The sequence below is a fragment of the Parabacteroides sp. AF14-59 genome, from assembly GCF_003479515.1.
Lineage (GTDB): Bacteria > Bacteroidota > Bacteroidia > Bacteroidales > Tannerellaceae > Parabacteroides > Parabacteroides faecis.
In genome coordinates this window covers 229940-255725 of sequence record NZ_QUHH01000005.1, presented here as the reverse complement: position 1 = coordinate 255725, position 25786 = coordinate 229940, and the positions used below count along the sequence as shown (strand labels likewise).

Below are 25786 nucleotides of genomic sequence, written 5' to 3'. Positions count from 1 at the left end.
AAGAATACCCTTCTTAATTACTTTATTTACATTTTATGTTAATCTTCGATTGCAGCTTGTGCGGCAGCGATACGAGCGATAGGCACGCGGAACGGAGAACAAGATACATAATTCAGTCCTACTTTATGACAGAACTTCACTGAAGAAGGTTCACCGCCATGCTCACCACAAATACCACATTTCAGATCCGGGCGGATTGCACGTCCTTTTTCTGTTGCCATCCGAACCAGCTGGCCTACTCCATTCTGGTCTAATACCTGGAACGGGTCTACTTTCAGGATCTTCTTTTCCAGATAGATCGGTAAGAAAGAGGCAATATCGTCACGTGAATAGCCGAATGTCATCTGAGTAAGGTCATTTGTTCCGAATGAGAAGAACTCAGCAGAAGAAGCGATACGATCAGCAGTCAAAGCAGCACGAGGAATTTCGATCATTGTACCTACCTTAAAGTCGATACGGTCTCCTACTTCGGCAAATAACTTTTCTGCGGCATCACGGATTACTTTTTCCTGTTCTTTGAATTCGTATAAGATACCTGTCAGAGGAACCATAATTTCCGGTTTAGCTACGATACCTTCTTTCTTCAATTCCAGCGCAGCACCTAAGATAGCGCGTGTCTGCATTTCTGTAATTTCAGGATATGTATTACCCAGACGGCAACCACGGTGGCCCAACATCGGGTTATGTTCGCAAAGCGATTCTACACGCTGCTGGATTTCCTTTACAGAAATACCCATTGTTTCTGCCATTTCTTCCTGACCTTTCAGATCGTGAGGAACGAACTCGTGCAAAGGAGGATCGAGCAAACGAACAGTGACAGGCAGATCATGCATAGCTTTGAAAATACCCTTGAAGTCAGCCTGCTGATAAGGCAGGATCTTCTTCAATGCATTCTTACGTCCTTCAGCATCTTCTGCCAGGATCATTTCACGCATAGCTTTGATCTTTTCACCTTCAAAGAACATATGTTCCGTACGGCATAATCCGATACCACTTGCACCGAATGCACGGGCTATTTCAGCATCATGCGGAGTATCTGCATTGGTACGAACCTGCAATTTGGTGTATTTGTCGGCCAACTTCATCAGTTCTGCGAAATCGTCAGAAAGCTCAGCTGCAGTTGTTTCAATTTTGCCTTCGAATATTTCACCGGTAGAACCGTTGATAGACAGGAAGTCACCTTCTTTCAGCGTAATACCTCCTACCTCTATCGTTTTCTTCTTATAATCGATATTCAAACCGCCAGCACCTGACACACAGCATTTACCCATACCACGGGCAACTACAGCAGCATGAGAGGTCATACCACCACGAGCTGTCAGGATACCTTCAGCCACAGCCATACCAGCCAGGTCCTCAGGAGAAGTTTCGATACGAACCAATACCACGTTCTTTCCGGCAGCATGCCATTCGGCAGCGTCATCCGCAAAGAATACGATCTGGCCTGTCGCAGCACCTGGAGATGCAGGCAAACCTTTTACCAATACTTTCGCTTTCTTCAAAGCTGATTTGTTAAATACCGGGTGAAGCAATTCATCCAGTTTATTCGGTTCGATGCGTTTCAAAGCTGTCTTTTCATCGATCATTCCCTGATGCAACAGATCGATAGCGATCTTCACCATAGCAGAACCGGTACGTTTACCGTTACGTGTCTGAAGGAACCAAAGTTTACCTTCCTGTACGGTAAATTCCATATCCTGCATGTCGCGGTAATGATTTTCCAGTTTTGTCTGCAGTGCATCCAGTTCCTTATAGATTTCCGGCATTGCTTCTTCCATTGAAGGGAATTTAGCAGCTCTTTCTTCTTCCGGAATACCGGCACGTTCAGCCCAGCGCTGTGAACCGATCTTCGTGATCTGCTGCGGAGTACGGATACCGGCAACAACGTCTTCACCCTGTGCATTGATCAGGTATTCACCGTTGAATAGGTCTTCACCGTTACCGGCGTCACGAGAGAAACATACACCTGTAGCAGATGTATCACCCATGTTACCGAATACCATCGCCTGAACAGAAACAGCTGTTCCCCATTCTGCCGGAATACCTTCCATCTGGCGGTACAGGATAGCACGTTCGTTCATCCAGGAGTTGAATACGGCACAGACTGCACCCCACAATTGTTCGTAGGCACAAGTCGGGAAGTCGCTTCCTGTTTGTTTCTTAACAGCGGCTTTGAACTTTGTCACCAATGTTTTCAGGTCGTCGACAGTCAGTTCGTTGTCCAGCTTCACCCCTTTGGCTTCTTTCACCTCTTCGATGATCGCTTCGAACGGATCAATGTCTTCCTTACTGGTCGGTTTCATACCCAGAACCACATCACCATACATTTGTACAAAACGGCGATAAGAGTCCCATGCAAAACGAGCGTTGCCTGTTTTACGTGTCAACCCTTCTACTACCTCGTCGTTCAATCCCAGGTTCAGGATGGTATCCATCATACCCGGCATAGAAGCACGTGCTCCGGAACGGACAGAAACCAACAGCGGGTTTTCCACATCTCCGAACTTGGAGTTCATTAACGTTTCTATGTTAGCAATAGCTTTTTCAACGTCCGACTTCAGTAACTCTACCACTTTGTCTTTGCCCAGTTCATAATATTCCGAGCAAACTTCTGTTGTAATTGTAAATCCCGGAGGAACCGGAACGCCAATTAAATTCATTTCGGCAAGGTTTGCACCTTTACCACCCAGCAGATTTCTCATATCTGCTTTACCTTCGGCTTTTCCATTTCCGAATGTGTAGACTCTTTTTCTTTCCATATGTCAGACTGTAAATATATGTTTATTAGATTTCAGTTTTGCTATCTCTACATTGCAATGCTGCAAATATATGCTATTTAGAAGTACACAGGATACAGAAAGTTAAAGATTTTTATATGTTTTAGAACTATTCTTTACTATTCGTATCAGCTAAATATGTACATTTGCGTGGCGAAAATTTTAAACACAGATAAAATTGGCAAGAAATAAGAAGCAGTTACCCTTGCTTGAAAAGGTAACAATTACAGACGTAGCCGCTGAAGGTAAGGCGATTGCACGTGTAAATGAGAAAGTAGTGTTTGTTCCTTTTGTCGCTCCCGGCGATGTAGTAGACATCCAACTTACCCGTAAAAAGAATAGTTATGCCGAAGGGAAGGCTGTACACTTCCACGAATACTCTACAGAACGAGCCACTCCGTTTTGCGAACATTTCGGCGTATGCGGTGGTTGCAAATGGCAACATCTCCCCTATGAAGCCCAGTTAAGATACAAACATAAGCAGGTTATAGACAACCTTACCCGCATCGGAAAGATCGAGATGGAAGAGGTTTTGCCTATATTAGGTTCCGAACGTACCACCTTCTACCGGAATAAACTCGAATTCACCTTCTCCAATAAGAAATGGCTGACGGAAGAAGAAGTGAAGTCAGGAGCCACTTTCGATTGTATGAACGCTGTCGGTTTCCATATCCCGGGAATGTTCGACAAGGTACTGGATATACACAAATGCTGGTTGCAGAATGATATTTCCAACCGCATCCGTCTTTGTATCAAAGAGTATTGCTTGTCACACGAAGGCTATCCTTTCTTCGATCTAAGGAATCAGGAAGGGTTTATCCGTACATTGATGATCCGTACCGCTTCAACGGGCGACCTGATGGTGGTAGTCGTATTCTTCCACGAAGATAAGGAACGCCGCGAAGCCTTGCTCTCGCATGTGGCAGAACAATTTCCGGAGATCACCTCTTTATTATATGTAATAAACGAGAAATGCAACGATACGATCACCGACCAGGATGTTCTTGTGTTCCGTGGCAAAGACCATATCATTGAAGAGATGGAAGGGCTGCAATTCAAAGTAGGTCCCAAATCTTTCTACCAGACGAACAGTGAACAGGCTTACAACTTATATAAGGTAGCCCGCGAGTTTGCCGGACTGACCGGCAATGAAATGGTGTACGACCTTTATACGGGAACCGGAACGATTGCCAACTTCGTTTCACGCCAGGCAAAGAAAGTAATCGGTATCGAATATGTGCCCGAAGCAATCGAAGATGCCAAAGTCAATTCTGCCCTGAACAAAATCGACAACACATTATTCTATGCCGGTGACATGAAAGATATCCTTACGACAGATTTCATAAACCAACATGGCCGTCCGGATGTTATTATTACCGATCCGCCTCGTGCCGGAATGCATGATGATGTAATCAACACCATCCTTTTTGCCGAACCGAAGCGTATCGTATATGTAAGTTGTAACCCGGCAACACAGGCCCGCGATTTAAGCCTGCTTAGCGTGAAGTATAATGTGAAGAAGGTACGCCCCGTCGATATGTTCCCACATACACACCACGTGGAAAATGTTGTCTTACTGGAAAAGAAAGAATAACATATATAATAATGTATAGGAAAATCATCTCCCTTTTGTGCTTAACTTTGCTTTTGAGTAGCTGTTCCAGCAATAAGCAAGAGCAAAAGGAAGACGATTTTGTCTATACCGACCTGCCCCAACTGAAAGCGGAGGGCGAGATCACGGCCGTGACACTTTACAGCTCCACTTCCTACTTCCAGTATAAAATGGAACCGATGGGGTATGAATACGACCTGATCAAAGACTTCGCCCGCTCCGAAGGGTTGAAGCTGAACATCAAAGTCGCTGAAAACGCGACCCGTTTGATCGAGATGCTGGAAGCCGGTGAAGCCGACGTTGTTGCCTACCCTATCCAGATGAGTAATAACCTGAAAGAGAATTATCTTTACTGCGGGCGCGAAGAGTTGACCAGCCAGGTGTTGGTTCAGCGTGCCAACAAAGGAGATACGATCCTTAAAGATGTGACTCAACTGATCGGGAAAGAAGTGTACGTAAAGCCGGATACCAAATACTACGAACGGCTTAAAAACCTGGATAAAGAACTGGGCGGCGGTATCCATATAAAAGACATCAAGAAAGATACGGTAACGACCGAAGACCTGATCGCCATGGTTTCGCAGGGCGAAATACCCTACACCATCAGCGATGATAATATCGCCCGTCTGAACAAGACTTATTTCTGGAACATCAACGTATCACTGAAAGTCAGCTTCATGCAGCGTTCTTCCTGGCTGGTTCGTAAGACAAGTCCGAAACTGGCAGAAGCGATCAACGCCTGGGCATCCGACAAATCGGGAAACCATGTCTACCGGGCATTGGTGAAACGTTATTTCGAGCTAGGCAAGCAACCTCTTACCGCCGACCTGCCTCCGGTAAAGAACGGACATATTTCTCCTTACGACGAGCTGTTCAGAAAGCATTCCAAAAACATCGGCTGGGATTGGCAGCTTATCGCATCTATCTCTTATCAGGAGTCTCATTTTAACCCATCGGTCGTTTCATGGGCTGGAGCGGAAGGATTGATGGGGATCATGCCTAATACAGCCAAGGCACTCGGCGTCACTCCGCACGAACTGAAAGACCCGGATGTCGGCATCCGTACCGGCGTGGACTGCCTGCGCAAATTCCGTCAGGGCTTTTCTGAAATAACCGATCCGCAGGAGAAGATCAAGTTTACTCTGGCCTCTTACAATGCCGGTATCGGACATATCTACGACGCCCAGCGTCTGGCGGAGAAATACGGGAAAGATCCGAAAGTCTGGGATAACAACGTAGCCGAATATGTCCGCCTGAAAAGCGATCCCGAATATTACAACGACCCTGTCTGCAAGCATGGATATTTGCGTGGTTCGGAAACGTATAATTATGTGCGTGAAGTGATGCAACGTTTCGAATACTACAAGACAAAGACCAAACGTAGTTGATCAGGACAGATTGGCGGCGATCATCTCCCGGATGGCGAGTATGACTTTCGGATAGCTTAACGGGATATCTTCAAAGACGCTTCGCAAATCCTCCGAACTTATTTCAAATAACAATTCCTCTTTCCTGTAAGAAAAACAGACATTAATCCCCGGATTCCCGCTTATCAGCATAGCAACCGTTCCGGGCAGATCACCCATAGGCGGACAGTCGATATTAGAAGTAATGAAGCAAGCCGTTACCGCCGTTCCTTTTCCCGGCTCCGATGTGATGCTGACATGACCGCCGGTTTGTTCTGCATTCTGAATAAGGAAAGGGATTCCCAGTCCCACTTTCCGGGTTGTCCGGGTCGTATAGAACGGATTGGTTATCCGGGAGACCGTTTCTGCATCCATACCACAACCGTTATCCGTAATACGGACAGTCGTATGGTCTTCATGAATCGTTATTTCCAACGAAATACGGGTGGCGCCTGCACGAACACTGTTCGAGGCAATATCGGTGATATGGAATGTAAGCGTGTTCATCCTGATATTTATTTCCTGACATAGTGAATTTTAAACTTTTTTCTCCTCTATTTTATAAAAGGAAAGCTAGCCTTACGTATTTGTATAGATAACCTTACTTATACGTATAGTATGCTTTACATTTATGTATAGTTTATCTTATTCTTTTAATTATGCGGAGGAAAAAACTAAATGTTCCTGAGTTTTAGCATAAGCCATCCTGATGTTTTCGAATAAAGGTGCAGAAGCCCGTATCAGGCATGGATTACTTCCGATCTGTGACGGGTAATGGGCATCGGAAGCCGGATAAGAGGTGTAGTTCGACAAATACTTTTGTTTGTCCACAAGCCTTGCAAACCGGGACGCATCCGTATATTCAATCGCATCCAAAGGCAATGCCGGGTCAATGAAACCAAGCTGGCTGATCAGGCTGAAAGACGGGCGTTCCACATGAGCAGCAATAAACAGACCGCCCAGTTCCTTTACAAATGCCGCTACCTGATTCACATTGCGGTCGAGCGCAGAGAGCAACAAATACGGGACCTCCCCTATTATTTCGTCCTGCCGGTTCACCCACACCTGGTCACCGAACCGTTCAGGGTCGTTCGGAACAGGCGGCAAATACATCTCCAGATATTGCTGAAAAGCAACACGCGCCTCTTCCGTTCCCAAAAGAACCACACAATGCGCCTCCTCACGGGTACAAACCTCGGCCCCGGCAAAAACCGTCAATCCGGCTTCGGCCCCCAGTTTTTGTATCTCAGGACATTGCAGGGTACTGTTATGATCCGTTACGGCAATAATATCCAGTCCCCGGGTAAGTGCTGTTTCGACAATGACCGTGGGGCTCATTTCCAGGCTTCCGCAAGGGGAAAGACAAGTATGAATATGCAGATCAGCCCGGTAAAGATTCATCCGTTCTGCAGGAGTTGATATATTTTACCACTGACGACGAATGCGGAAAGCGGCGTCCCCAGTAAAGGAACCCCTTCTTCTATCCCTTTCTGCAACGTTTCTTCATCCGGTGAAGCACCGTTCACGATCAAAACAGCCGCCGCATCTTTCAAGGTTGAAACGGCAACGATGTTCTGATGGGTTTGCATGGTGATCCATAGCATCCCTTCTTCCATATGCCCCATTACATCACTCAACAGATCGCTGGTATAACCGCCTTTAACGACGGCATCCAGATTCTCTTCACCGCAGAAAACGGTGAGTTCCAATTCTTTTACAAGATCACTGACCTTCATATTTGGCTCCTTTCTTATAACAGTCTTTATTTAAACGATCCTTCCCCCATATTTTTTCTACCAGGCGGAAAGCATGCTCCTGGTCCAGTTTGCCATGTTTCTCCATATTACGCTGCATAAAAATACAGTCACTGAACTGGGCTTCGTGACGGACAATATCTTCCGCCAGACTTTGACAGTTCGGATTTCCGCATGCACCGCAATCGATTCCCGGAAGATAACACATCAATCTCCGTACCTGCTCCATCTTTTTCAGCACTTCTTCAATGCTGCCGTCGTAAAGCAGTTTCGGATTAGCCGGAAGCGGACGGATCGTGATATGTTGTTTCAGGTAAGCTAATGCCCCCAGCCGTTCAGAAGCATAAATAAGCGGGGCCTTATCCCGTTTCATCGAACGCTTCATGATCCGCTCGGCAGTCAGGAAGCGGTTGGCTACAGCCAATACGCCTCCGGCACAACTGCGGTCACAGGCACGCAGTTCGAGAAAATCCACATTCCGGACCTCCGTCGTCGTCTCCATCCGTTCCAGAAAGTCGATCACGTTGTGTATTTCGTCGATAGCCAGGCAACGGCCGGAGAAATGCTTTGCCTCCCCTCCCGTCTGGCTCCATCTCATTTCTTTCTTGGTCAGGGCAGGCGGAAGGACACATTCGGGCTTGTAGCCTTTCGGACGGTTTTGCAGGATATGATATACCTTATTATATAGGGTATCCATATTGATCACACCGTTAATGGTGGATGAATAGCCATCCGCACTTTTCAATGCGGCAATCTTGGCGGCACAAGGCGTCACGTAAAAGAGTCCGATCTGTCCGGGCTGATAACCTTCTTCCGTCAACACCTGATGATAATAGGTGGCAGTCGCATTGACCGGACTTTTCACCAAAAGAATATTATCGACCAACGCCGGGAAACGAATCTGTATCAACCGCACGATTGCCGGACAGAAAGAGCTGATTACCGGCTTCTCCTCCGCCTGTTCCATCTGCCGGAGCATCTCCCGGTGGATCATATCGGCAGTGAATTCGACCTGGTACACATGGGTGAATCCCAACTCATACAGGGCACTGAATATCTCCTCTTCCGTCGTATATTTGGAAAACTGGCCGATAAATACGGTCGGAACAAGCGCCACCCGGCATTCATAGTCGAATATCTTCTGGAAGTCGTCCTGCTCCACATAGATGGCTTCCGCCGGACAGGCTTTCAGGCATTCCCCGCAATCGACACACCAGTCTTTGCGTATCACGGCTTTACCGTCACGGATACGGACTGCACGGGTCGGGCATTTGGTCATACAATGCGTGCAACCGATGCAACGTTCCTGGTTTATTTTAAGTGCATGATAAAACTTCGTCTCTTCCATGGTGTTTTACTCCTTCTTCCCGAACCAGGTGACCATGCGTACGGTTGTGCCTACGCCGACCTCGCTCTCTATATTAAGTTCGTCTACATTCTTTTTCATATTGGGCAATCCCATTCCCGCACCGAACCCCATTTCCCGCACAGCAGGCGAAGCGGTCGAGAACCCTTCCTGCATGGCCTGCGGAATATCGGGGATGCCGGGACCTTCATCCTTCAACAGCAAAGAGATCTTATCGGCATCGAGTTCCGCCAGTACCTTTCCCCGCCAGGCATGGGCAACCACATTTACCTCGGCTTCATACAGGGCGACAACCACCCTCTTGATGATGCGGGGATCGATGGACAGCTGTTTCAGTATCTTCTTGACCTGGCTGGACGCATATCCGGCTTTCGAGAAATTTCCTCCTTCTAATTCAAACCTCAGTTGCATACTTTCTCCTTTCTTTAATAGACCGGTACGAGGCCGCTGCAATACAGTTCGCCCACCGTATGATACATGGAATGTTCCGTTTCGAGTAAGATCATGTTATTCTCGGATGCCAGTTGCAGCATCTCCGGAGTAATCCTTTTTCCACGGACGAAAAGGATACAGTCGACATCTGCCATTTCCGCCGTACGGATTGTTTGCAGGTTACAAAGTCCGGTGATAAGAATGACTTCATTACAGTCCAGTGTCAGCACGTCGCTCATCAGGTCGCTGGCAAAAGCACATTGTACATCATGGTCTAGCTTGTCGTTTCCGCACGCCACGACCGCATCGGTAAGTTCTTGTATTTGCTGAATCTTCATAATCGCATGCAAGGTTTAATTCGTGATGGCAATGTAAGAAATATTTTTTAATAGATGTCCGTTAGTCTATATTAATTACTATCTTTGGTAGCAATAAATAAAATTCTAATCTTATGTTTAGTAAAGAAACCTATATCGCCCGCCGGGCTAAACTAAAACAGACGATAGGCTCAGGTCTGTTACTTTTCCTTGGAAATGATGAGTCAGGAATGAACTATGCAGACAACACGTATCACTTCCGCCAGGATTCTACTTTCTTGTATTTCTTCGGACTGCCGTATGCCGGACTATCCGCCATCATTGATATAGACAACGACAAAGAGATCATCTTCGGTGACGAACTGACCATCGACGCAATCGTATGGATGGGCACGCAACCGACTTTGAAAGAAAAGAGCGAAGCTGCCGGTATCACGGAAGTACGCCCGTTCAAGGAAATTGAAACCTATCTGAAAGCGGCTGGGCAGAAAAGCCAGCGTATCCATTACCTGCCGACATATCGTGCAGAACATCAGATCAAGCTATTCCAGTGGTTAGGCATCGTACCGGGAACCGAACAGCCTTCCGTCCCTTTCATCTTCGGTGTCGTTAACCAGCGTAATTATAAGACGGCGGAAGAAATCGTCGAGATCGAAAAGGCTTGTGTGGTCACTGCCGATATGCACCTGACTGCCATGCGTACGGTCCGCCCGGGAATCCGCGAAAGCGAAGTGGCTGCTGCCGTGGCAGAAGTGGCTTATGCCAACGACTATCAGCTCTCCTTCCCTATTATCGCGACAATCAACGGACAGACATTGCATAACCATGATCACAGTAATATGATCAAGAGCGGCGATATGTTGTTACTCGATGCCGGTGCCGAAACGGAGATGGGCTATGCAGGCGATATGTCGTCTACTATTCCGGCCGATTCCAAATTCACCACCCGCCAGAAAGATATTTATGATATCCAGGTAGCTGCCCATGAAGCTGCTGTTGCCGCCCTTCGTCCGGGTATTCCTTTCGTCGATGTGTATGAGCTGTCTTGTAAGGTCATTATGGAAGGTTTGAAAGATCTTGGTTTCGTAAAAGGCGATCCGATGGATGCTGTAAAGGCTGGTGCACATGCCATGTTCATGCCTTGTGGCCTGGGACATATGATGGGACTGGATGTACATGATATGGAAAACCTGGGTGAGGTATATGTGGGTTATGACGGACAACCGAAGAGCACTGAGTTCGGCCGTAAGTCTCTCCGCCTGGGACGTAAACTGGAACCGGGATTTGTTCTTACGATCGAACCGGGGGTTTACTTCATTCCAGAACTGATGGATTTATGGAGAGGCCAGAATAAGTTCACTGAATTTATCAATTATGAAAAGCTGGTAACTTATAAAGACTTCAGCGGTATCCGTAACGAAGAGGATTATCTGATCACGGAAGACGGAGCACGTTTGTTAGGTAAGAAGATTCCTTTGCATACGGAAGAAGTAGAAGCACTGCGATAGTCGTTCTCACTGTGAGAATGCTTCAAAAAAAGCTGGCGAAGGCCGCTCACCGTAAGAATCCTTCAAAATCATAAAAAAGACATTTCCAAGCGTGAGAAAAGCTCGGAAATGTCTTTTTTATTGTTTCTCAGCGTGAGAATCTTTCAAAAAATACTTTTGAAGCTTTCTCGGTAGTGAGAAAGCTTCCCGGGATCATATTGAACATTTCTCACAGTGAGAAATGTCTAAAATGCAAATAAACTATCGTTAACCGGTAATTCTTTTCCGTCAGCTGTCAGCACCTTCATCTGAAGCATTCCGCCGTTATGATCGAAATATTTTACTTCTATCGGATGAAGACCTTTTGCCAACGCCTTTTGTCCGACAACTTCGCGAGGTGAATGAGGACCGTCATTATCGACAACCAGTTCTCCGTCGACTTTCAGCGTACTGCCGTCATCAGACAACAGGTTAAAGGTATAAATACCATCTTCCGGAGCATTGAAATAACCTGTTACGACCAAGCCGATATTTCCTTTCACTTCTGCCGGAATAGTCACTTCGGATATTTCATAAGTACCGTTTACCGGAGCCTTTTCTATCTCGTCGCATGCACTGCCTCTGAACTCATGCCATACAGCCTGCAAACCTTTCTTTGAAGGGGTTGCTTCTGCTGCCGGTGCATATTCGCTCTTGATAAACCGTGTCTTTACGATGTCGCCTTTCTTTCCGTTCGGGCGGAATGTACGGAAAGTAAAGTCTGTCGTCTCCGTTACTTTGACCGGTTCTTTATATTGAGGAGATTCCAGAGTCGGAGTACTTCCGTCGGTTGTATAATGGATCTCCGCACTCGGATCGAGACAAGTCACCGTCAATGTACCTTCACCGACAAACGCATTGGTATTATTGAATCCTTCCAGATCCGGAATACGATAATTCACATCCATGATGTTCAGACGCGGGAATTGCTTAACCATCCGTTCTTTAAAACCATCCCAGCTTTTTACGGAAGGATCGCTCCAGGCTAGTTCCGCCATAGCCATCATACGGGGCATGATCATATACTGTGCCCGTTCGAAAGAAGGGATATATTCGCACCAGAGATTTGCCTGAATACCCAGGATCAAGGCCTTCTGCGCATCACTCAACGATTCGGGCATCGGATTGTAGTTGTAAACACCCGGCAAAGAGTTTTTATCCTGCTGATAATCGAAATAGAAGTTTGCATTCGGGGAAAGAATAGCATGGTTTCCCTGTGCGGTTGCTTCCGGAACAGCGTTCGGAGACCAGGTACGCCACCACATGATCGTTGCCGTCGGAGACAATCCGCCTTCCAGGATCTCATCCCAGCCGATCATTTCTTTTCCGTTATCGTTGAAGAATTTCTCCATATTATGAACGAACCAGGATTGCAATTCTTCTTCCGTCTTCAGTCCGTTATCTTTCATCCGCTTCTGGCAATCCGGGCATTTCTTCCAGTTGGCTTTCTCTACTTCATCCGCTCCCAAATGAATATATTTATAAGGGAAAAGCGGGATTATTTCGCTATACACATTCTTACAAAATTCAAGGGCAGAGTCTTTTCCGGGACATACCGGCGAAGAAAACATGGTTCCCCATCCTGTCTGGTTGAAACAGGAAACGCCTGAATAATTGCTTACGGCAGCCAGCATATGGCCCGGCATATCCACTTCCGGGATTACGTCGATACCTCTCACACCGGCATATTCTACGATTTCCTTAATATCTTCCTGAGTATAGAAACCACCGTACAGAGTATCGCCTTGTACAATCTGCAATTTCTCAGCAGGTAATTCATAATCCGGATTATCCTGTGATTTTGCCAATCTCATACATTCCCGGTCATGATTGTTGAAGGTACGCCAAGCTCCTTTTTCAGTCAACAGCGGATATTTCTTTATTTCAATACGCCATCCCTGGTCATCGGTCAGATGCCAATGGAATTTATTCAATTTGTAGAGAGCCATCATATCCAGCAGCTCTTTCACTTCTTCTTTAGTAGAGAAATGACGAGAAACATCCAGCATCAACCCTCTCCATCCGAAACGGGGTGCATCCGTGATCTGAACGGCCGGAACACTCCAGGTAATATCGTTCACCACTTCCGGCGATTCGATCTCTGCCGGCAAAAGCTGGCGAAGCGATTCGATACCGGAAATAACTCCACCATAAGTATTTCCCTTAATCTGCACTTTACCGGAAGAAACATCCAGCGTATAAGCTCCTTCATTCTGGCCGGCAATATCACTTACCGCCAAAGATATATCACCGTCTCCCTCACGTACATTATATATATAGCCGGTTGCACGCGATAAAAGGCCGGAAAGATAATTTGCTGCCGGTAATAACTGCTTATCGGCAACACCGATAGTCATACCATTCTTCAGGATGAACTGTCCATTCACATTCTTGATCTCTTTCGGAACGGGGATCAGGGAAACATCATGTGCCGCAGGCGTCGTGGGCGAACATGCACTCAGCATTAAAGCTCCGGTCAGGGAGCAAGCTGCAAGAAATTGTTTGTACATTTTTATGTGTTTATTTGTTTGGTAATAAATTAGAAAACAAAAATACAATAAAAATCCGTTTCGCCCTTATTTTGAAAGGAGATTACATGTTTGATTCGAATAACATTTTACACTGTTTCGCGGATATGTTACGAATAATTCGTAATAATGTCGTATCTTTGTTCATAACAGCTTCTAATGTTATCCTATAAATTTCGTTGCCATGGAAAAGTTAATCTATCTCTTTTTTGTCGGTCTTCTGCTCTCCTGTTCCGGCGCCCCCAAACAATCAGAGGCAGAAGAGAAACCTGTCGACAACATCATCCGCCTGGCCGATGCAATCGACCATATACGGAAAGTCGATCTGTCGGAACTGGTAGACAGCATCACCTATCTCCCATTGGAAACCCGTAAAGAATGTTTGCTCAGGAATACCAGCTGGTTTAACTACTCTCCTCCTTATATCATATGCAACCGGACAGTTTTCGACCTGAACGGCCGGTTTATCCGGACCATCGGCCGGATCGGACAAGGACCGGGCGAAGACCCTACGCAATATATGGGTTCTATCTTTACAAAAGGACATTTTTATAGCTATGGACACAAGTTGATAGAATATGATGAAAATGGGAAATTTACCGGAAAAGAAATACAACTGTTGTCAAAGGGCAAATCAGAGTTTGACATACCTGAACAACTGGGCAGAATAGGATGGGTTGATGATTGGGCACCGGCCGGAAATAATATCTCGGTATTTAACCAACCGGATACAGTCTATACAATAGACCGCGACTTTAACACATTGAAAGCAGAGCGGGCTATCTCTCCTTCCATTCCTAAAGTACAACTGAACAATGTAGGTTATACAGGTATAAAACGTGCTTACACCTGCAACTCAGACAGTGCCCTTTTTTATAATTACTACAACGACACAATATACCGGGTGACGGAAAACGGCCTGGCTTCCCGGTGGATCATAGACCTGGGTGACTATAAAATACCTGACGAAGTATCGCTGATACGGCAAAACGAGCTTTTCACCGATGCATTAATGTGTATCCATAAATCCAGGAACAGCGTAGACAGAAGTGCCGCCGTCAAGAATTGTCTTGACAATTGCGAATTAACGCGTCTGACAAAAGGGAAGAAAATGGTCAATGCTGTTTACGATACAGATAATTATATATTTATTATCTGGAATGAATTCGTAGTAAGTCCGGCTTTACGGGGACTGGAAGATCAGGTCTATCCACAAATCGCCTATTATAATAAACGGACAGGTGAAACCATAGCCATAGAAGGAAAAGGATTTATCGACGATATTCATCACAAAGAGACTTTCTTCCCCCGTTTCGGTATCTATGACAATAAACTGTTTGCTTATTTCTGGCCCTACGAGCTACATGAATATATAGATGAAAAGCAGGCCGCCGGCAATAAGGTGGATCAAGCGTTGCTCGATTTATCAGGAAAGGTGGATGACGAAGATAACCCGATCTTTATGATCGCTCATCTGAAATAACAAAAAAGAGCTGTTCCTCGTTGGGCGAAACAGCTCTTTTTTAATAAATAATCGACAGATTAAATTCTATTCAAAATTTCAGTCAGTTTGTCCGGAGTAACATTTTCGGCTATGATAACCCCTTTGTCGTCGATCAGAAAATTCTTCAAACCTTTCTTCAGGTTAAACTTTCCATACAACTCTGACTTTTTACCAAGTTCTTCATGAAATTGCTTTGTATTGCTCAGTCTGTCCGCTTTTACCGTCTCGGTAAAGATCGATTCTTTCTCATCGAAAGATACAGAATACATAGCAACTCTGTCCGAACTTAACTTGTTTATCTCATTCCATAATTGAACGTTACGGGCCCGCGATTCAGCATCGTAAGCTGCCCAGAAATTCAGCAATGTGTAACGTCCTGAATGATTTTGGAAACTGAAATTGCTTTCGTTTCCCAAAGACTCTATTCTCGGAGCCAGATCACCGGGATTGGTACCCACGGTAGGTCTTGCTTCTTTTGTACCGGACGACATTATTGTAAATGCTACCGCTACAATGAGAACATAAGCTCTTACCTTCATAATTTAATATTTACGTTAAACTTAATCGGAACATACCCTTCAACACTCTACTCGCCGGTCTGCGGTCGGCTTTCCTCTGCATATCTTTATGTCCGACTCCTGATTTTCAGGAAATAAACAAGTGCTTTTCCTTCGCTAAGGAGCCACTTTCTTGTTTTTAACGCTGGCAAAGATACAGGCAAATTACCTATCCTTCCAAACGATATAACATAAATCGACTGAAATGCAAGATTTTTTATATGTTTTATCGCATAAAAATCCACTAAAACGGTTGTTTTATAACATAAATTTAGTTTTCGCTATATACTAAAATCAGGTTAATAAACTCAATAATCATGTATATTAGATAGATATGGGGATAAAAAAAGCCCGATACGGAGTGCATCGGGCTTTTCCCTGTTATTCTTTATCGTAAGGGGAAGGCATCGGCATCCCTTCCTTGATATATTCATCATAAACGACCGTCGGATGGTCCTGCAACGATGTTCTGTTATATTCTTCCTTGAAATTATCACGACGGAAATTTTTCAATTTGAGGTTTTCAGAACTATAAGTCCGCAACGTTTCCTTTCTGTTACCGGTCAATGAACTCTCTATAACGACAGAATCCAATATGTTCAACTTGGGAGTCAACGTAGGAAGCAGTGTCTGTTCCAGCAATCCCCGATAAGCTCCGATATATTCACACCAACAAGAATCACCCCGTTTGAAAATACGGTAGGTATAATTAGACCATGCCGTACGGATATGAATCTCATGTTCCCAGATCTCTACACAGGCTTCCGAATCATAATTAGGATCTTTGATCGTAACTCTTTCAAGGCTGTGCGTTTTTTCCACTACTTTTGTTTGCCATTTGTCTGAATGCCGTACTTCGGCAATAATCTCAGGCAGCTTTTCCTTAACTTCAAACTGAATCTTCATCTCATTTGCCTGCCAGTCAGGACTTATTAAGGTTGCCAGGTTCTAAATTAAATATAACGTCTCTGTAAAAATAACAATTTCATTTGAATTTTTGTTTATCCGGATGCCTGAATTTGCATATAACTTGTTTACCTTTGCCTTATAAAACAAAAAACATGGGACAAAAAGACGAAATTATACTATTAAATATAAATGGAGCCGATCGTCCGGGTGTCACTGCCGCCCTTACTGAGATCTTAGCTAAAAATAATGCGGCGATTCTCGATATCGGTCAGGCTGACATTCATAATAACTTGTCATTGGGTATTCTTTTCCAGAGTTGCGAAGGTAATTCGGGAGATATCCTGAAAGAGCTACTTTTCAAAAGCTATGAGCTGGACGTAAATATCCGTTTCAACCCGATCACGGAACAGGAATACAGGAAGTGGGTCGATATGCAAGGAAAGAACCGGTATATCATCACCATTCTGGGACGAAAGCTGACTGCCAGACAAATTGCAGGAGTGACCCGTATTGTTGCTGATCAGGGAATGAATATCGACGACATCAAGCGCCTGACCGGACGTATCCCTCTGGATGAAGATGCCCGTACTCCGAAAGCCAGTGTCGAGTTCTCTGTGCGTGGTACTCCTTGCGACAAAGAATTGATGAAAGCGGAATTTATGAAGCTTTCTTCCGAACAGGTAATGGATATTTCTTTTCAGGAGGACAGTATGTATCGCCGTATGCGTCGTCTTATCTGCTTCGATATGGACTCGACGCTTATCGAAACGGAAGTGATCGACGAATTGGCCGTTCGTGCCGGTGTCGGCGACCAGGTAAAAGCGATTACCGAATCGGCTATGCGCGGAGAAATCGATTTCAGCGAAAGCTTCGCCCAGCGTTGTGCATTACTGAAAGGACTGGACGTCTCTGTCATGCAGGAGATCGCTGAAAACCTTCCTATAACGGAAGGGGTCGACCGTCTGATGCGTATCCTTAAAAAGGTCGGATTCAAAATCGCTATCCTTTCGGGAGGATTCACCTATTTCGGCAATTACCTGAAACAAAAATATAACATAGACTATGTATATGCCAACGAGCTTGAAGTCGAGGACGGCAAATTGACAGGCCGATACGTCGGGGATATTGTCGATGGTAAACGGAAAGCCGAATTACTTCGGTTGATCGCACAGGTGGAAAACGTAGATATACGCCAGACCGTTGCTGTCGGAGACGGCGCAAACGACCTGCCTATGATCAGCATAGCCGGATTGGGAATTGCTTTCCATGCCAAACCGAAAGTAAAAGAAACCGCCAAACAGTCAATCTCCACGATCGGACTGGATGGCATATTATATTTCCTGGGATACAAAGATTCCTATTTGGACGAACAAATGTAATTAATTAAAAGCGTTTATGGTAAGACACATTGTAATGTTTAAACTGACGGAGTTTGCAACTCCTGCCGATAAACAGGCAAAAATGCAGGAAATCAAAACGGGGCTGGAAGCTTTGATCGATAAGATCGATATATTGCGTATGATCCGTGTCGATTTCAATATCAACCCGGAAGAAACATGGGATATTATCCTGACAACAGAGCTCGATTCGCTCGAAGATGTAAAAACATATGCCAATCATCCTGAACATGTAGCTGTATCGAAAGGAATTATCGGCCCGGTAAAAGCCGACAGGGCATGTGTTGACTACGAATTCTAATACTTAATACTTCCTTTATGAAGGAATTTGATATTGAAGAACGTGTAAAACTCGCCGTTCAAAACTTTGAATCGGGGTTTAACTGTGCACAATCCGTATTCCTGGCCTATTCGGATGTTTTCGAACTGAATCTGGATATGGCGAAGAAAATGTCTGTCTCTTTCGGTGGCGGCGTAGGCCGGATGCGGGAAGTCTGCGGGACGGTCAGTGCTATGGCTATGCTTGCAGGATTCAAATATCCGGTACTGGATCAAAATGATCAGGAAGCCCGGACAAAGAATTATGGAATGGTGCAAAAAATGGCTGAATTGTTTAAGGAACAGCATGGTACGATTATCTGCCGGAGTCTTTTGCCAGCCGCAGAAGCCAGCCAGACAACTCCTGCCCCTTCTGCAAGAACAGCGGAATATTATGCCAAGCGCCCTTGCAGCAAATATGTGGAAACGGCAGCCCGGATAGCAGGCCGGATGCTGAAAAACGAATTGGATTGATGGCTCAGGCCATCAATCTTATTTGAGAGACATACCCCAACGTCCTGATCTCGCTGAATAAATTCATATAAGAAGACTGCGCCTTGACATTCACTTTATAAGTGATAATCGCTTTATTCTGCTCATAGATCGATTCGAACGAAACACTGACAATATAAATATTCTTTGATTCCAATATCTTACGAACCGCTTTCAGGTCAGGTGTTGCTGTTGTACAAATAATAGTCAGGATCTTATTCACTCCGTTCAGGAACATTCTTTTTTCAAGCTTTTCAAGGCTGACCAGGATAACCAATGTAAGACCTGTCCCTATCAATGCCGGTACATACATCCCCGCTCCCACGGCCAGACCGATCACGGCCACTACCCAGATACAGGCAGCCGTTGTCAATCCGTGAATGCTTCCGTGACTTTGCATGATCGCCCCGGCACCAAGAAAGCCGATGCCGGTAAGCACCTGTGCAGCAATACGTCCCGGATCTCCATTCAGAAAGTCAGGATAGCATTGCGGTATCCAGATGGAAATGAGCATAGCGGCAGCCGATCCCATACAGATCAGTGTAAATGTACGCATTCCGGCTTCACGGCGGCGAAATTGACGTTCTATACCGATAATAGCACCCAGAAAGAAACTGACAAGTAGTTTGACAGCTGCGGTTGAGGGTGTTATAGTTGTATTTTCCAATATATCATTAAGATGTTCAAACATATATTTTCCTGTTTTAGTTATTGGCAAATATAACCAATTATTTGAATATCTCTATATGCCGGAGGCAGCTTCCATACAAAGAAAAAAGGTTCTATATCTCAATTTTTTAAGGTAAATTTGCCGGTTCAAACGCAAAATATGAAACAGACATTGAAAGAAAACGGAGGTCTGCCAGCTTCGATACTCTGGACATTATCTATCGTAGCCGGTATATCGGTAGCCAATCTTTATTATAATCAACCGCTTTTAAATATGATACGGCGCGATCTCGACGTATCCGAATTTACAACCAACCTGATCGCAATGGTTACCCAGATCGGTTATGCGTTGGGACTGTTGTTTGTGGTACCGCTAGCCGACATGTTCAAACGTAAAAAAATTATTATAACCAACTTTACCCTTTTGGTGCTATCGCTGTTAAGCATTGCCATGGCCCCCAATATTCATATTATCCTGATCGCTTCACTGGTCACAGGTGTTTGCTCGGTAATTCCGCAGATATTCATTCCTATCGCCGCCCTCTATTCCAAACCGGAAAATAAAGGACGTAATGTCGGACTGGTCGTTTCGGGATTGTTATCCGGGATATTGGTATCGCGGGTGATCAGCGGATTAGTCGGAGAATTGTTCGGATGGCGTGAAATGTACTACATTGCAGCCGGACTGATGATCGTCTGTTGTATTGTCGTGATCACCGTACTACCGGATATACGTCCGACTTTTAAAGGTAAATATGCTGAATTGATGAAATCCTTGCTTTCCCTCGTAAAAGAATTTCCGGCGTTGCGTATTTATGCTGTCCGGTCCGGACTGGCTTTCGGCTCTTTTCTGGCGATGTGGTCATGCCTGGCATTTAAGATGGGGCAAGCCCCTTTCTTTGCCAATAGCGATGTTGTCGGTATGTTGGGACTTTGCGGGGTTGCCGGAGCCATGTCGGCATCGCTTGTCGGGAAATATGTAAAGAAAGTAGGCGTCAGATGTTTTAATTTCTGGGGATGCGGATTGATATTGTTATCCTGGTTATTACTTTATTTCGGAGGTAGTTTTTATACTTCCATCATTGCGGGTATAATTATTATCGATATCGGCATGCAATGCATCCAGCTCAGTAACCAATCGAGCATTTTCGAGTTATGTCCGACTGCATCGAACCGGGTAAATACCATATTCATGACCACTTATTTTGTTGGCGGCTCACTGGGAACCTTTCTTTCCGGGACAGCCTGGCAATTGTTCGGTTGGGCCGGGACAGCCGGTGTTGGGGTCTTACTCTGCTGTGCTTCCCTGTCGGTCACTTTACTATCAAAAAGGAAAATATAAATAATATAGTTTATAGTGAAAACAAAAAACGGAGAGGCTTAACTTGTCAACCTCTCCGTTTTTGCTAAAGAATGAATATGTTTCACTTATATTTTTGAGATCTCAATAACCCGGCTAGCCAATTGTCTGCCGGAAAATACCGGTATACCTACTTTCATCAGGTATTCACCGGAATAAGTCTTTCCATTACATCTCAACACCGATTTAGTGTTCGGTAGTAAATTAATCTCCTTTATCTCGTACTGAGCGTCCGGATTCAACCCCTGTAAACGCACTGACTGTAAATTTTCAGCATATCGCGGATGGATATCGAAAGCAAAAAGAACAGCTTTATCTACTGCCTCATTTACATACATTACAGCTGAATGATTTCCATCATAAGGGGATACGAGACGGTACAGATCACCTTCCATAATTTCCTTATTCAAACGGTTGAAGTTTTTCACAGCTCCTTTGCAATATTCCTGTTCCGCCGGGGTCATATCATGAATACGGATATCGAAACCCAACTTACCCATCATCGCAACATCCGTACGGAACTTCACACCAGCCCCTTTGTTCCAGCTTGTTACATGCGCTGCCATTGTCTTTGACGGGAAGAAATGAGAATATCCCCACTGGATAAAGATACGTTCGATAGGGTCTGTGTTATCACTCGGCCAGAACTCGGTAAAATATTTCAATCCTTCATAATCCGTACGTCCGCCACCTCCGGAGCAGAGCATCATCGGCAGATCCGGATATTTTGCTTTTACACGTTCCAATACATTATATAAACCTCTCACATGTTCTATGTACAAATGAGATTGTTGATCTTTTAAATAAGGGGAATAAATGTTGGTGATCGGACTATTACAATCCCATTTAAAATAAGCGATACCCGGATATTTTGTCATCAGATTATCCACAATACCAAATACATAATCCTGAACTTTCGGATTACTGAGGTCCAATACCAATTGATTTCTGAAATAATATTCTTCCCTGTTCGGCAGATGAATTACCCAGTCTTTATGCTTTTCATACAGTTCGCTCTTCGGATTTACCATCTCCGGTTCGATCCACAGACCGAATTTTATCTCTTTACCGGTTGCTTCTTTCACCAATTTCCCAATGCCATTCGGTAGTTTTTCTGCTGTTTCATCCCAATCACCCAAGCCCTGGCGGTCGCTGTTACGCGGATATTTGTTGGCAAACCATCCGTCGTCCAACAGGAACATATCGACTCCAAGCGATTTCGCTTCATCCATAATATCGACCAACTTGTCTTCATTGAAATCAAAATAAGTAGCCTCCCAGTTATTCAACAATGTCAAACGTGATTTATCACCGTCTTTCACCTGGTATTTACGAGCCCATCTGTGAAAATCGCGGCTTGCTTTCCCTTTTCCTTCCGCGCTGAAAGTAAATATAAATTCAGGAGTTCGGAATATTTCTTTCGGTTTTAATGAATATTCTGATGCATAGTTATTTATGCCTGAAAGAATACGTAAATTATTCAGGTTATCGACTTCAAAGGTAAACCGGAAATTCCCTGTCCAACCAATTGTCCCGAAAAGTACTTCACCCTCATTTTCTTTTGCCTGTTCGTCCAAAGCCAGTAAAAAGAAAGGCGAGTTGAACATATTTGCACGACTTCCCAGCTTCGTATCCAAAACTTTTTTACCGAATGAAAGCTGTTGTTCCGTCATATTGACTTCGTGTGCCCAGTCACCGGCAAATTCCGTGAGAAAATACTTGCCGCTGTTCAGATGCAACATAGAAGAAGCATAATTATAGAGCGTAACCGGCTTTTTTTCCTGATGGGATATTTCTGTATATGTCTTGATGATGTTTTCTTTGGCATAAGCTATGAAATAGAGGTCTACCATTACAGGATAAACTTCATCTTGCAGCTTAATGACAGTTTCTGTTGCTCCCGGCTGCAACTCCCGGGTTTCGGAAGAGATATATTTCAGTAGCAGGGAAGGATTGCCGTCATTATGCAATACGCGGATAGCTGGTTCGAAATAATCTTCCATACCATGCGCAATATAGGCTTCATCACCCATCGGCAACTGGTCGATATCACTGCTGAAACGAAGTTTTTGCCCTAAATATGATTGGTATAAACGACCGTTATCACCTACTTTATAGATCAGGCTAATATTTTCCGTTGTAATAGGAATAACTGTTTTGTCACTGGCTTTCAACGATATAGATAAAATCGTCAATAAGATTAAAAGAAATAATTTGTTCCTCATACTATTATTTTACTTGGTTTACAATAAATACATTACATACTTAGAAATCGAAAAACAACTATCATACTATCATTTTCAAGTATAAATACCTATAAATCTAAGTTTTACATAATGATAGTTCTTATTTTCAACTATCATTTAACTATCATACAACTATCATAGTTTCCGGATATAATCAACGAAATCATTCGTGTGGCAAGTTCTCCGACGATACTTGTGCTTTCCATAAACCCTATTGTCTTTTTTTACAAAGGTCAGTAGTTAAACTGATCGACACCCGGATCTCAAAGAGGTTGACACCCAGGTGTTGACCCTAATAACACCCGGGTCTACCGATCGGTAGCATCCGGATGTTACAAGCAATAAACAACTTCCTTCCGTAAAAAAAGCAAGGAAGTTCTTCTGTTTAATAGTAAGTCTTATACTTCCAAAGCCCCAATAAGCTCTTTTACAGACTTAAAACCATGCCTGTCGAGGTAATCGTTCATACCATCGATCACTTTTACCGATACAGTCGGATCAATAAAGTTATAAGTACCGATCTGTATAGCAGTAGCTCCGGCCAGCATAAACTCGACGGCATCTTTCCAGTTGGAAATACCACCTAAACCGATGATAGGAATCTTCACAGCCTTGTACGTTTGCCATACCATACGGAGAGCAACCGGCTTTACACAAGGACCGGAAAGGCCACCGGTTATTGTAGATAATATAGGTTTACGCTTCTCTGCATCGATAGCCATACCAAGCATGGTATTGATCAGCGAAACAGAGTCTGCACCTTCAGCTTCGACAGCTTTTGCTATCTCGGTTATGTCTGTTACATTAGGAGAAAGTTTTACAATAAGGGTCTTAGGATAAACCTTGCGGACAGCCTTCACGACTTCGGCAGCACCACAGGTTGTCACCCCAAAAGCCATACCGCCTTGCTTCACATTCGGACAGGAAATATTCAGTTCGATAGCGGGAATTTTATCCAATTCCGCTATTTTCTCTGCACATTCCACGTATGTTTCAACAGACGATCCGCTCACATTTACGATCATATTAGTATCGATATCCTTAATAGCGGGATAGATATTATCGACAAAATATTGGGCACCTTTGTTCTGCAGACCGACGGCATTCAACATTCCGGAAGGAGTTTCTGCCATGCGGGGATACAGGTTGCCTTCGCGTGGCTGGATAGTTGTTCCTTTTACAAAAATACCGCCCAGTCTCGAAATATCCATAAAGTCAGAATATTCGACTCCGTATCCAAATGTTCCCGATGCAGTCATTACCGGATTCTTCAACGGCAAATTACCTATGTTTACATTTAACTCAGCCATGTCAATTTTTCTATATTAAATACGGGACCTTCAGTACAAACACATACATGACCTTCTTTCGTATTCTCCACACAGCACAGGCAAGCACCTATACCACAGGCCATTGTATTTTCAAGCGAGACTTCGCATGTGATCGATTCAGCAGCTGCATATTTGGCAACAGCTACCATCATAGGCTTCGGTCCACATGTATAAATTCTATCAAAATGAACGTTTTTCAATACGGAATGGTTTGTTACATAACCTTTTTCTCCGAGAGAACCATCTTCGGTAGTTATGTGAACAGTTCCGATCTTCGTAAACTCATCCAGTTGCAATACATCATCCTTTGAACGCGCTCCCAACAGAAATACAGGTTCAAAACCGGCATTCTTCAGGGCAGATCCCAAACATAACATCGGAGCCGTACCGACACCACCGCCAATAAGCAGGAATTTCTGATTTTTATCTCCGGCAGCAGGAATTGTGAAACTGTTCCCAAGCGGCAACATAATATTTACAATATCTCCGGGACGGTATTCTGCCATACGACGTGTTCCGTCGCCAATCAACTGGATAAGCAACCACAATTCATTGGTTGTTCTATCTACAAAGTTAATTGAAATAGGTCGGCGTAGAAATGTTGTAGGAGAGTTATCCACCAGCACCTGAACGAACTGTCCGGGAAGCATTTCCGGTAAAGTATCGTCGCTGGTTAACTTCAGCAGGCAATAATTTTTATGAAGGCGGTTGTTTTCTGTGACCTTCATATCTAACATGTACTTCTTCATATAATATGATTACTCAATTTCTATACAAAGATACATGAATAAGATGTATATAACAATGTTGGCCTAGTCTTTCTTGTTTTTTTCAGACGTAAAAGTCTCAAATGTATTATCAGAATAAAATATCATTATTTTGCTCACATTTCTGACAGGTTGTTCCGGAAGCACAATTTGTTCAATTACAGGCTGTTTAGGTGTGTTTACAGGTGTCTCAACCCTAATTTCCTTGCGATATTCGGGAGAATCCGATAGGTTGGGCGGATTTATCGTTGTATTTGTAAACAAATTGGGTTCAGTTAACACATGTTCGCGCATCATATTGCCTTTACCGAATAAAAGCCAGTCGGAATCTACATATGTGAATCGTTCCAGAATTTTTATCAGCACATCCAGGCTGGGATTATTCCTGCCGGATATAATATGCGACATAGCCGAACGCTGGATACCGATTGCTTCAGCAAATTTAGAAGGAGTCAGTCCTTCATGTTCCATTACTGCTAAAATACGATCTTTCATACTAAAATACGATTTATATATCA

23 protein-coding genes are annotated in these 25786 nt (G+C 44.3%); 8 read left to right on the top strand and 15 right to left on the bottom strand.

The annotated features are described in order from the left end of the window. Positions 1 to 38 precede the first annotated feature (38 nt). Positions 39 to 2759 carry a pyruvate, phosphate dikinase gene (gene ppdK, locus DWW23_RS08245; RefSeq protein ID WP_122352798.1) on the bottom strand — a complete coding sequence of 907 codons (2721 nt, stop codon included), beginning with the start codon at positions 2757 to 2759 and terminating at the stop codon, positions 39 to 41. 196 nt (positions 2760 to 2955) lie between these two features. Here ppdK and rlmD point away from each other — a divergent pair, with 196 nt between their 5' ends. Together rlmD and DWW23_RS08235 are read left to right on the top strand one after the other, a co-directional pair. Continuing rightward, positions 2956 to 4371, top strand: coding sequence for a 23S rRNA (uracil(1939)-C(5))-methyltransferase RlmD (gene rlmD / locus DWW23_RS08240; RefSeq protein WP_122352797.1), 1416 nt, complete (start codon positions 2956 to 2958; stop codon positions 4369 to 4371). 11 nt (positions 4372 to 4382) lie between these two features. Next, positions 4383 to 5777, top strand: a complete 1395-nt coding sequence (locus DWW23_RS08235; protein ID WP_122352796.1) for a transglycosylase SLT domain-containing protein — start codon at positions 4383 to 4385, stop codon at positions 5775 to 5777. Here the strand turns inward: DWW23_RS08235 and DWW23_RS08230 are convergent, their stop codons facing one another. From DWW23_RS08230 to DWW23_RS08205, 6 genes are all read right to left on the bottom strand, one after another. Further along, positions 5778 to 6302 carry an ATP-binding protein gene (locus tag DWW23_RS08230; RefSeq protein ID WP_122352795.1) on the bottom strand — a complete coding sequence of 175 codons (525 nt, stop codon included), beginning with the start codon at positions 6300 to 6302 and terminating at the stop codon, positions 5778 to 5780. It lies immediately after the preceding gene. A 150-nt stretch (positions 6303 to 6452) separates the two neighbouring features. After that, the gene (locus DWW23_RS08225; protein ID WP_122352794.1) at positions 6453 to 7196 is read right to left on the bottom strand and encodes a PHP domain-containing protein; all 744 of its coding nucleotides are present in this window, start codon (positions 7194 to 7196) and stop codon (positions 6453 to 6455) included. Next, positions 7193 to 7531: a DRTGG domain-containing protein gene (locus DWW23_RS08220; protein ID WP_122352793.1), complete on the bottom strand. Its 339-nt coding sequence runs from the start codon at positions 7529 to 7531 to the stop codon at positions 7193 to 7195. The genes DWW23_RS08225 and DWW23_RS08220 overlap by 4 nt, the downstream gene beginning before the upstream one ends. Further along, positions 7518 to 8897, bottom strand: coding sequence for a [Fe-Fe] hydrogenase large subunit C-terminal domain-containing protein (locus tag DWW23_RS08215; protein WP_122352792.1), 1380 nt, complete (start codon positions 8895 to 8897; stop codon positions 7518 to 7520). The genes DWW23_RS08220 and DWW23_RS08215 overlap by 14 nt, the downstream gene beginning before the upstream one ends. A 6-nt stretch (positions 8898 to 8903) precedes the next feature. After that, positions 8904 to 9326 (bottom strand): ATP-binding protein, encoded by a 423-nt coding sequence (locus tag DWW23_RS08210; RefSeq protein WP_122352791.1) that lies wholly within the window; start codon positions 9324 to 9326, stop codon positions 8904 to 8906. A gap of 14 nt (positions 9327 to 9340) precedes the next feature. Next, positions 9341 to 9685 (bottom strand): hypothetical protein, encoded by a 345-nt coding sequence (locus DWW23_RS08205; RefSeq protein ID WP_122352869.1) that lies wholly within the window; start codon positions 9683 to 9685, stop codon positions 9341 to 9343. Between the two features lie 113 nt (positions 9686 to 9798). On the opposite strand from DWW23_RS08205, the gene DWW23_RS08200 reads away from it, so the two are divergent. Continuing rightward, positions 9799 to 11172, top strand: coding sequence for an aminopeptidase P family protein (locus DWW23_RS08200; RefSeq protein WP_122352790.1), 1374 nt, complete (start codon positions 9799 to 9801; stop codon positions 11170 to 11172). Between the two features lie 224 nt (positions 11173 to 11396). Here DWW23_RS08200 and DWW23_RS08195 read toward each other — a convergent pair whose 3' ends face one another. Next, on the bottom strand, positions 11397 to 13700 hold the full coding sequence (locus tag DWW23_RS08195) for a family 20 glycosylhydrolase (RefSeq protein WP_122352789.1): 2304 nt from the start codon (positions 13698 to 13700) through the stop codon (positions 11397 to 11399). 202 nt (positions 13701 to 13902) lie between these two features. Here DWW23_RS08195 and DWW23_RS08190 point away from each other — a divergent pair, with 202 nt between their 5' ends. Further along, positions 13903 to 15201 (top strand): 6-bladed beta-propeller, encoded by a 1299-nt coding sequence (locus tag DWW23_RS08190; protein ID WP_122352788.1) that lies wholly within the window; start codon positions 13903 to 13905, stop codon positions 15199 to 15201. A 59-nt stretch (positions 15202 to 15260) separates the two neighbouring features. Here DWW23_RS08190 and DWW23_RS08185 read toward each other — a convergent pair whose 3' ends face one another. Both DWW23_RS08185 and DWW23_RS08180 read right to left on the bottom strand, forming a co-directional pair. Further along, positions 15261 to 15761, bottom strand: coding sequence for a thioredoxin-like domain-containing protein (locus DWW23_RS08185; protein WP_122352787.1), 501 nt, complete (start codon positions 15759 to 15761; stop codon positions 15261 to 15263). Positions 15762 to 16160: 399 nt separating this feature from the next. Further along, on the bottom strand, positions 16161 to 16685 hold the full coding sequence (locus tag DWW23_RS08180; RefSeq protein ID WP_122352786.1) for a hypothetical protein: 525 nt from the start codon (positions 16683 to 16685) through the stop codon (positions 16161 to 16163). Between the two features lie 155 nt (positions 16686 to 16840). Here DWW23_RS08180 and serB point away from each other — a divergent pair, with 155 nt between their 5' ends. Genes serB through DWW23_RS08165 form a run of 3 tightly spaced genes read left to right on the top strand, consistent with a single transcriptional unit; the run spans position 16841 to position 18877 of the window. Continuing rightward, positions 16841 to 18067 (top strand): phosphoserine phosphatase SerB, encoded by a 1227-nt coding sequence (serB, locus tag DWW23_RS08175; protein ID WP_122352785.1) that lies wholly within the window; start codon positions 16841 to 16843, stop codon positions 18065 to 18067. 16 nt (positions 18068 to 18083) lie between these two features. Next, a complete protein-coding gene (locus DWW23_RS08170) occupies positions 18084 to 18386 on the top strand; it encodes a Dabb family protein (protein WP_122352784.1) in 303 nt (100 codons plus the stop codon). Positions 18387 to 18403: 17 nt separating this feature from the next. Further along, positions 18404 to 18877 (top strand): C-GCAxxG-C-C family protein, encoded by a 474-nt coding sequence (locus DWW23_RS08165; protein WP_122352783.1) that lies wholly within the window; start codon positions 18404 to 18406, stop codon positions 18875 to 18877. A 4-nt stretch (positions 18878 to 18881) separates the two neighbouring features. Here the strand turns inward: DWW23_RS08165 and DWW23_RS08160 are convergent, their stop codons facing one another. Continuing rightward, the gene (locus DWW23_RS08160) at positions 18882 to 19586 is read right to left on the bottom strand and encodes an MgtC/SapB family protein (RefSeq protein WP_122352782.1); all 705 of its coding nucleotides are present in this window, start codon (positions 19584 to 19586) and stop codon (positions 18882 to 18884) included. A gap of 138 nt (positions 19587 to 19724) precedes the next feature. On the opposite strand from DWW23_RS08160, the gene DWW23_RS08155 reads away from it, so the two are divergent. Next, positions 19725 to 20906, top strand: a complete 1182-nt coding sequence (locus DWW23_RS08155; RefSeq protein ID WP_122352868.1) for an MFS transporter — start codon at positions 19725 to 19727, stop codon at positions 20904 to 20906. Between the two features lie 86 nt (positions 20907 to 20992). Here the strand turns inward: DWW23_RS08155 and DWW23_RS08150 are convergent, their stop codons facing one another. The 4 genes from DWW23_RS08150 to DWW23_RS08135 form a co-directional block, all read right to left on the bottom strand. Continuing rightward, complete coding sequence (locus DWW23_RS08150) at positions 20993 to 23149, bottom strand: alpha-galactosidase (RefSeq protein WP_122352781.1); 2157 nt, start codon at positions 23147 to 23149, stop codon at positions 20993 to 20995. A 419-nt stretch (positions 23150 to 23568) separates the two neighbouring features. Then, positions 23569 to 24480: a dihydroorotate dehydrogenase gene (locus DWW23_RS08145; RefSeq protein ID WP_122352780.1), complete on the bottom strand. Its 912-nt coding sequence runs from the start codon at positions 24478 to 24480 to the stop codon at positions 23569 to 23571. Continuing rightward, the gene (locus DWW23_RS08140) at positions 24468 to 25250 is read right to left on the bottom strand and encodes a dihydroorotate dehydrogenase electron transfer subunit (RefSeq protein WP_122352779.1); all 783 of its coding nucleotides are present in this window, start codon (positions 25248 to 25250) and stop codon (positions 24468 to 24470) included. The genes DWW23_RS08145 and DWW23_RS08140 overlap by 13 nt, the downstream gene beginning before the upstream one ends. 63 nt (positions 25251 to 25313) lie before the next feature. Then, complete coding sequence (locus DWW23_RS08135; RefSeq protein WP_183669933.1) at positions 25314 to 25763, bottom strand: helix-turn-helix domain-containing protein; 450 nt, start codon at positions 25761 to 25763, stop codon at positions 25314 to 25316. Positions 25764 to 25786 lie beyond the last annotated feature (23 nt).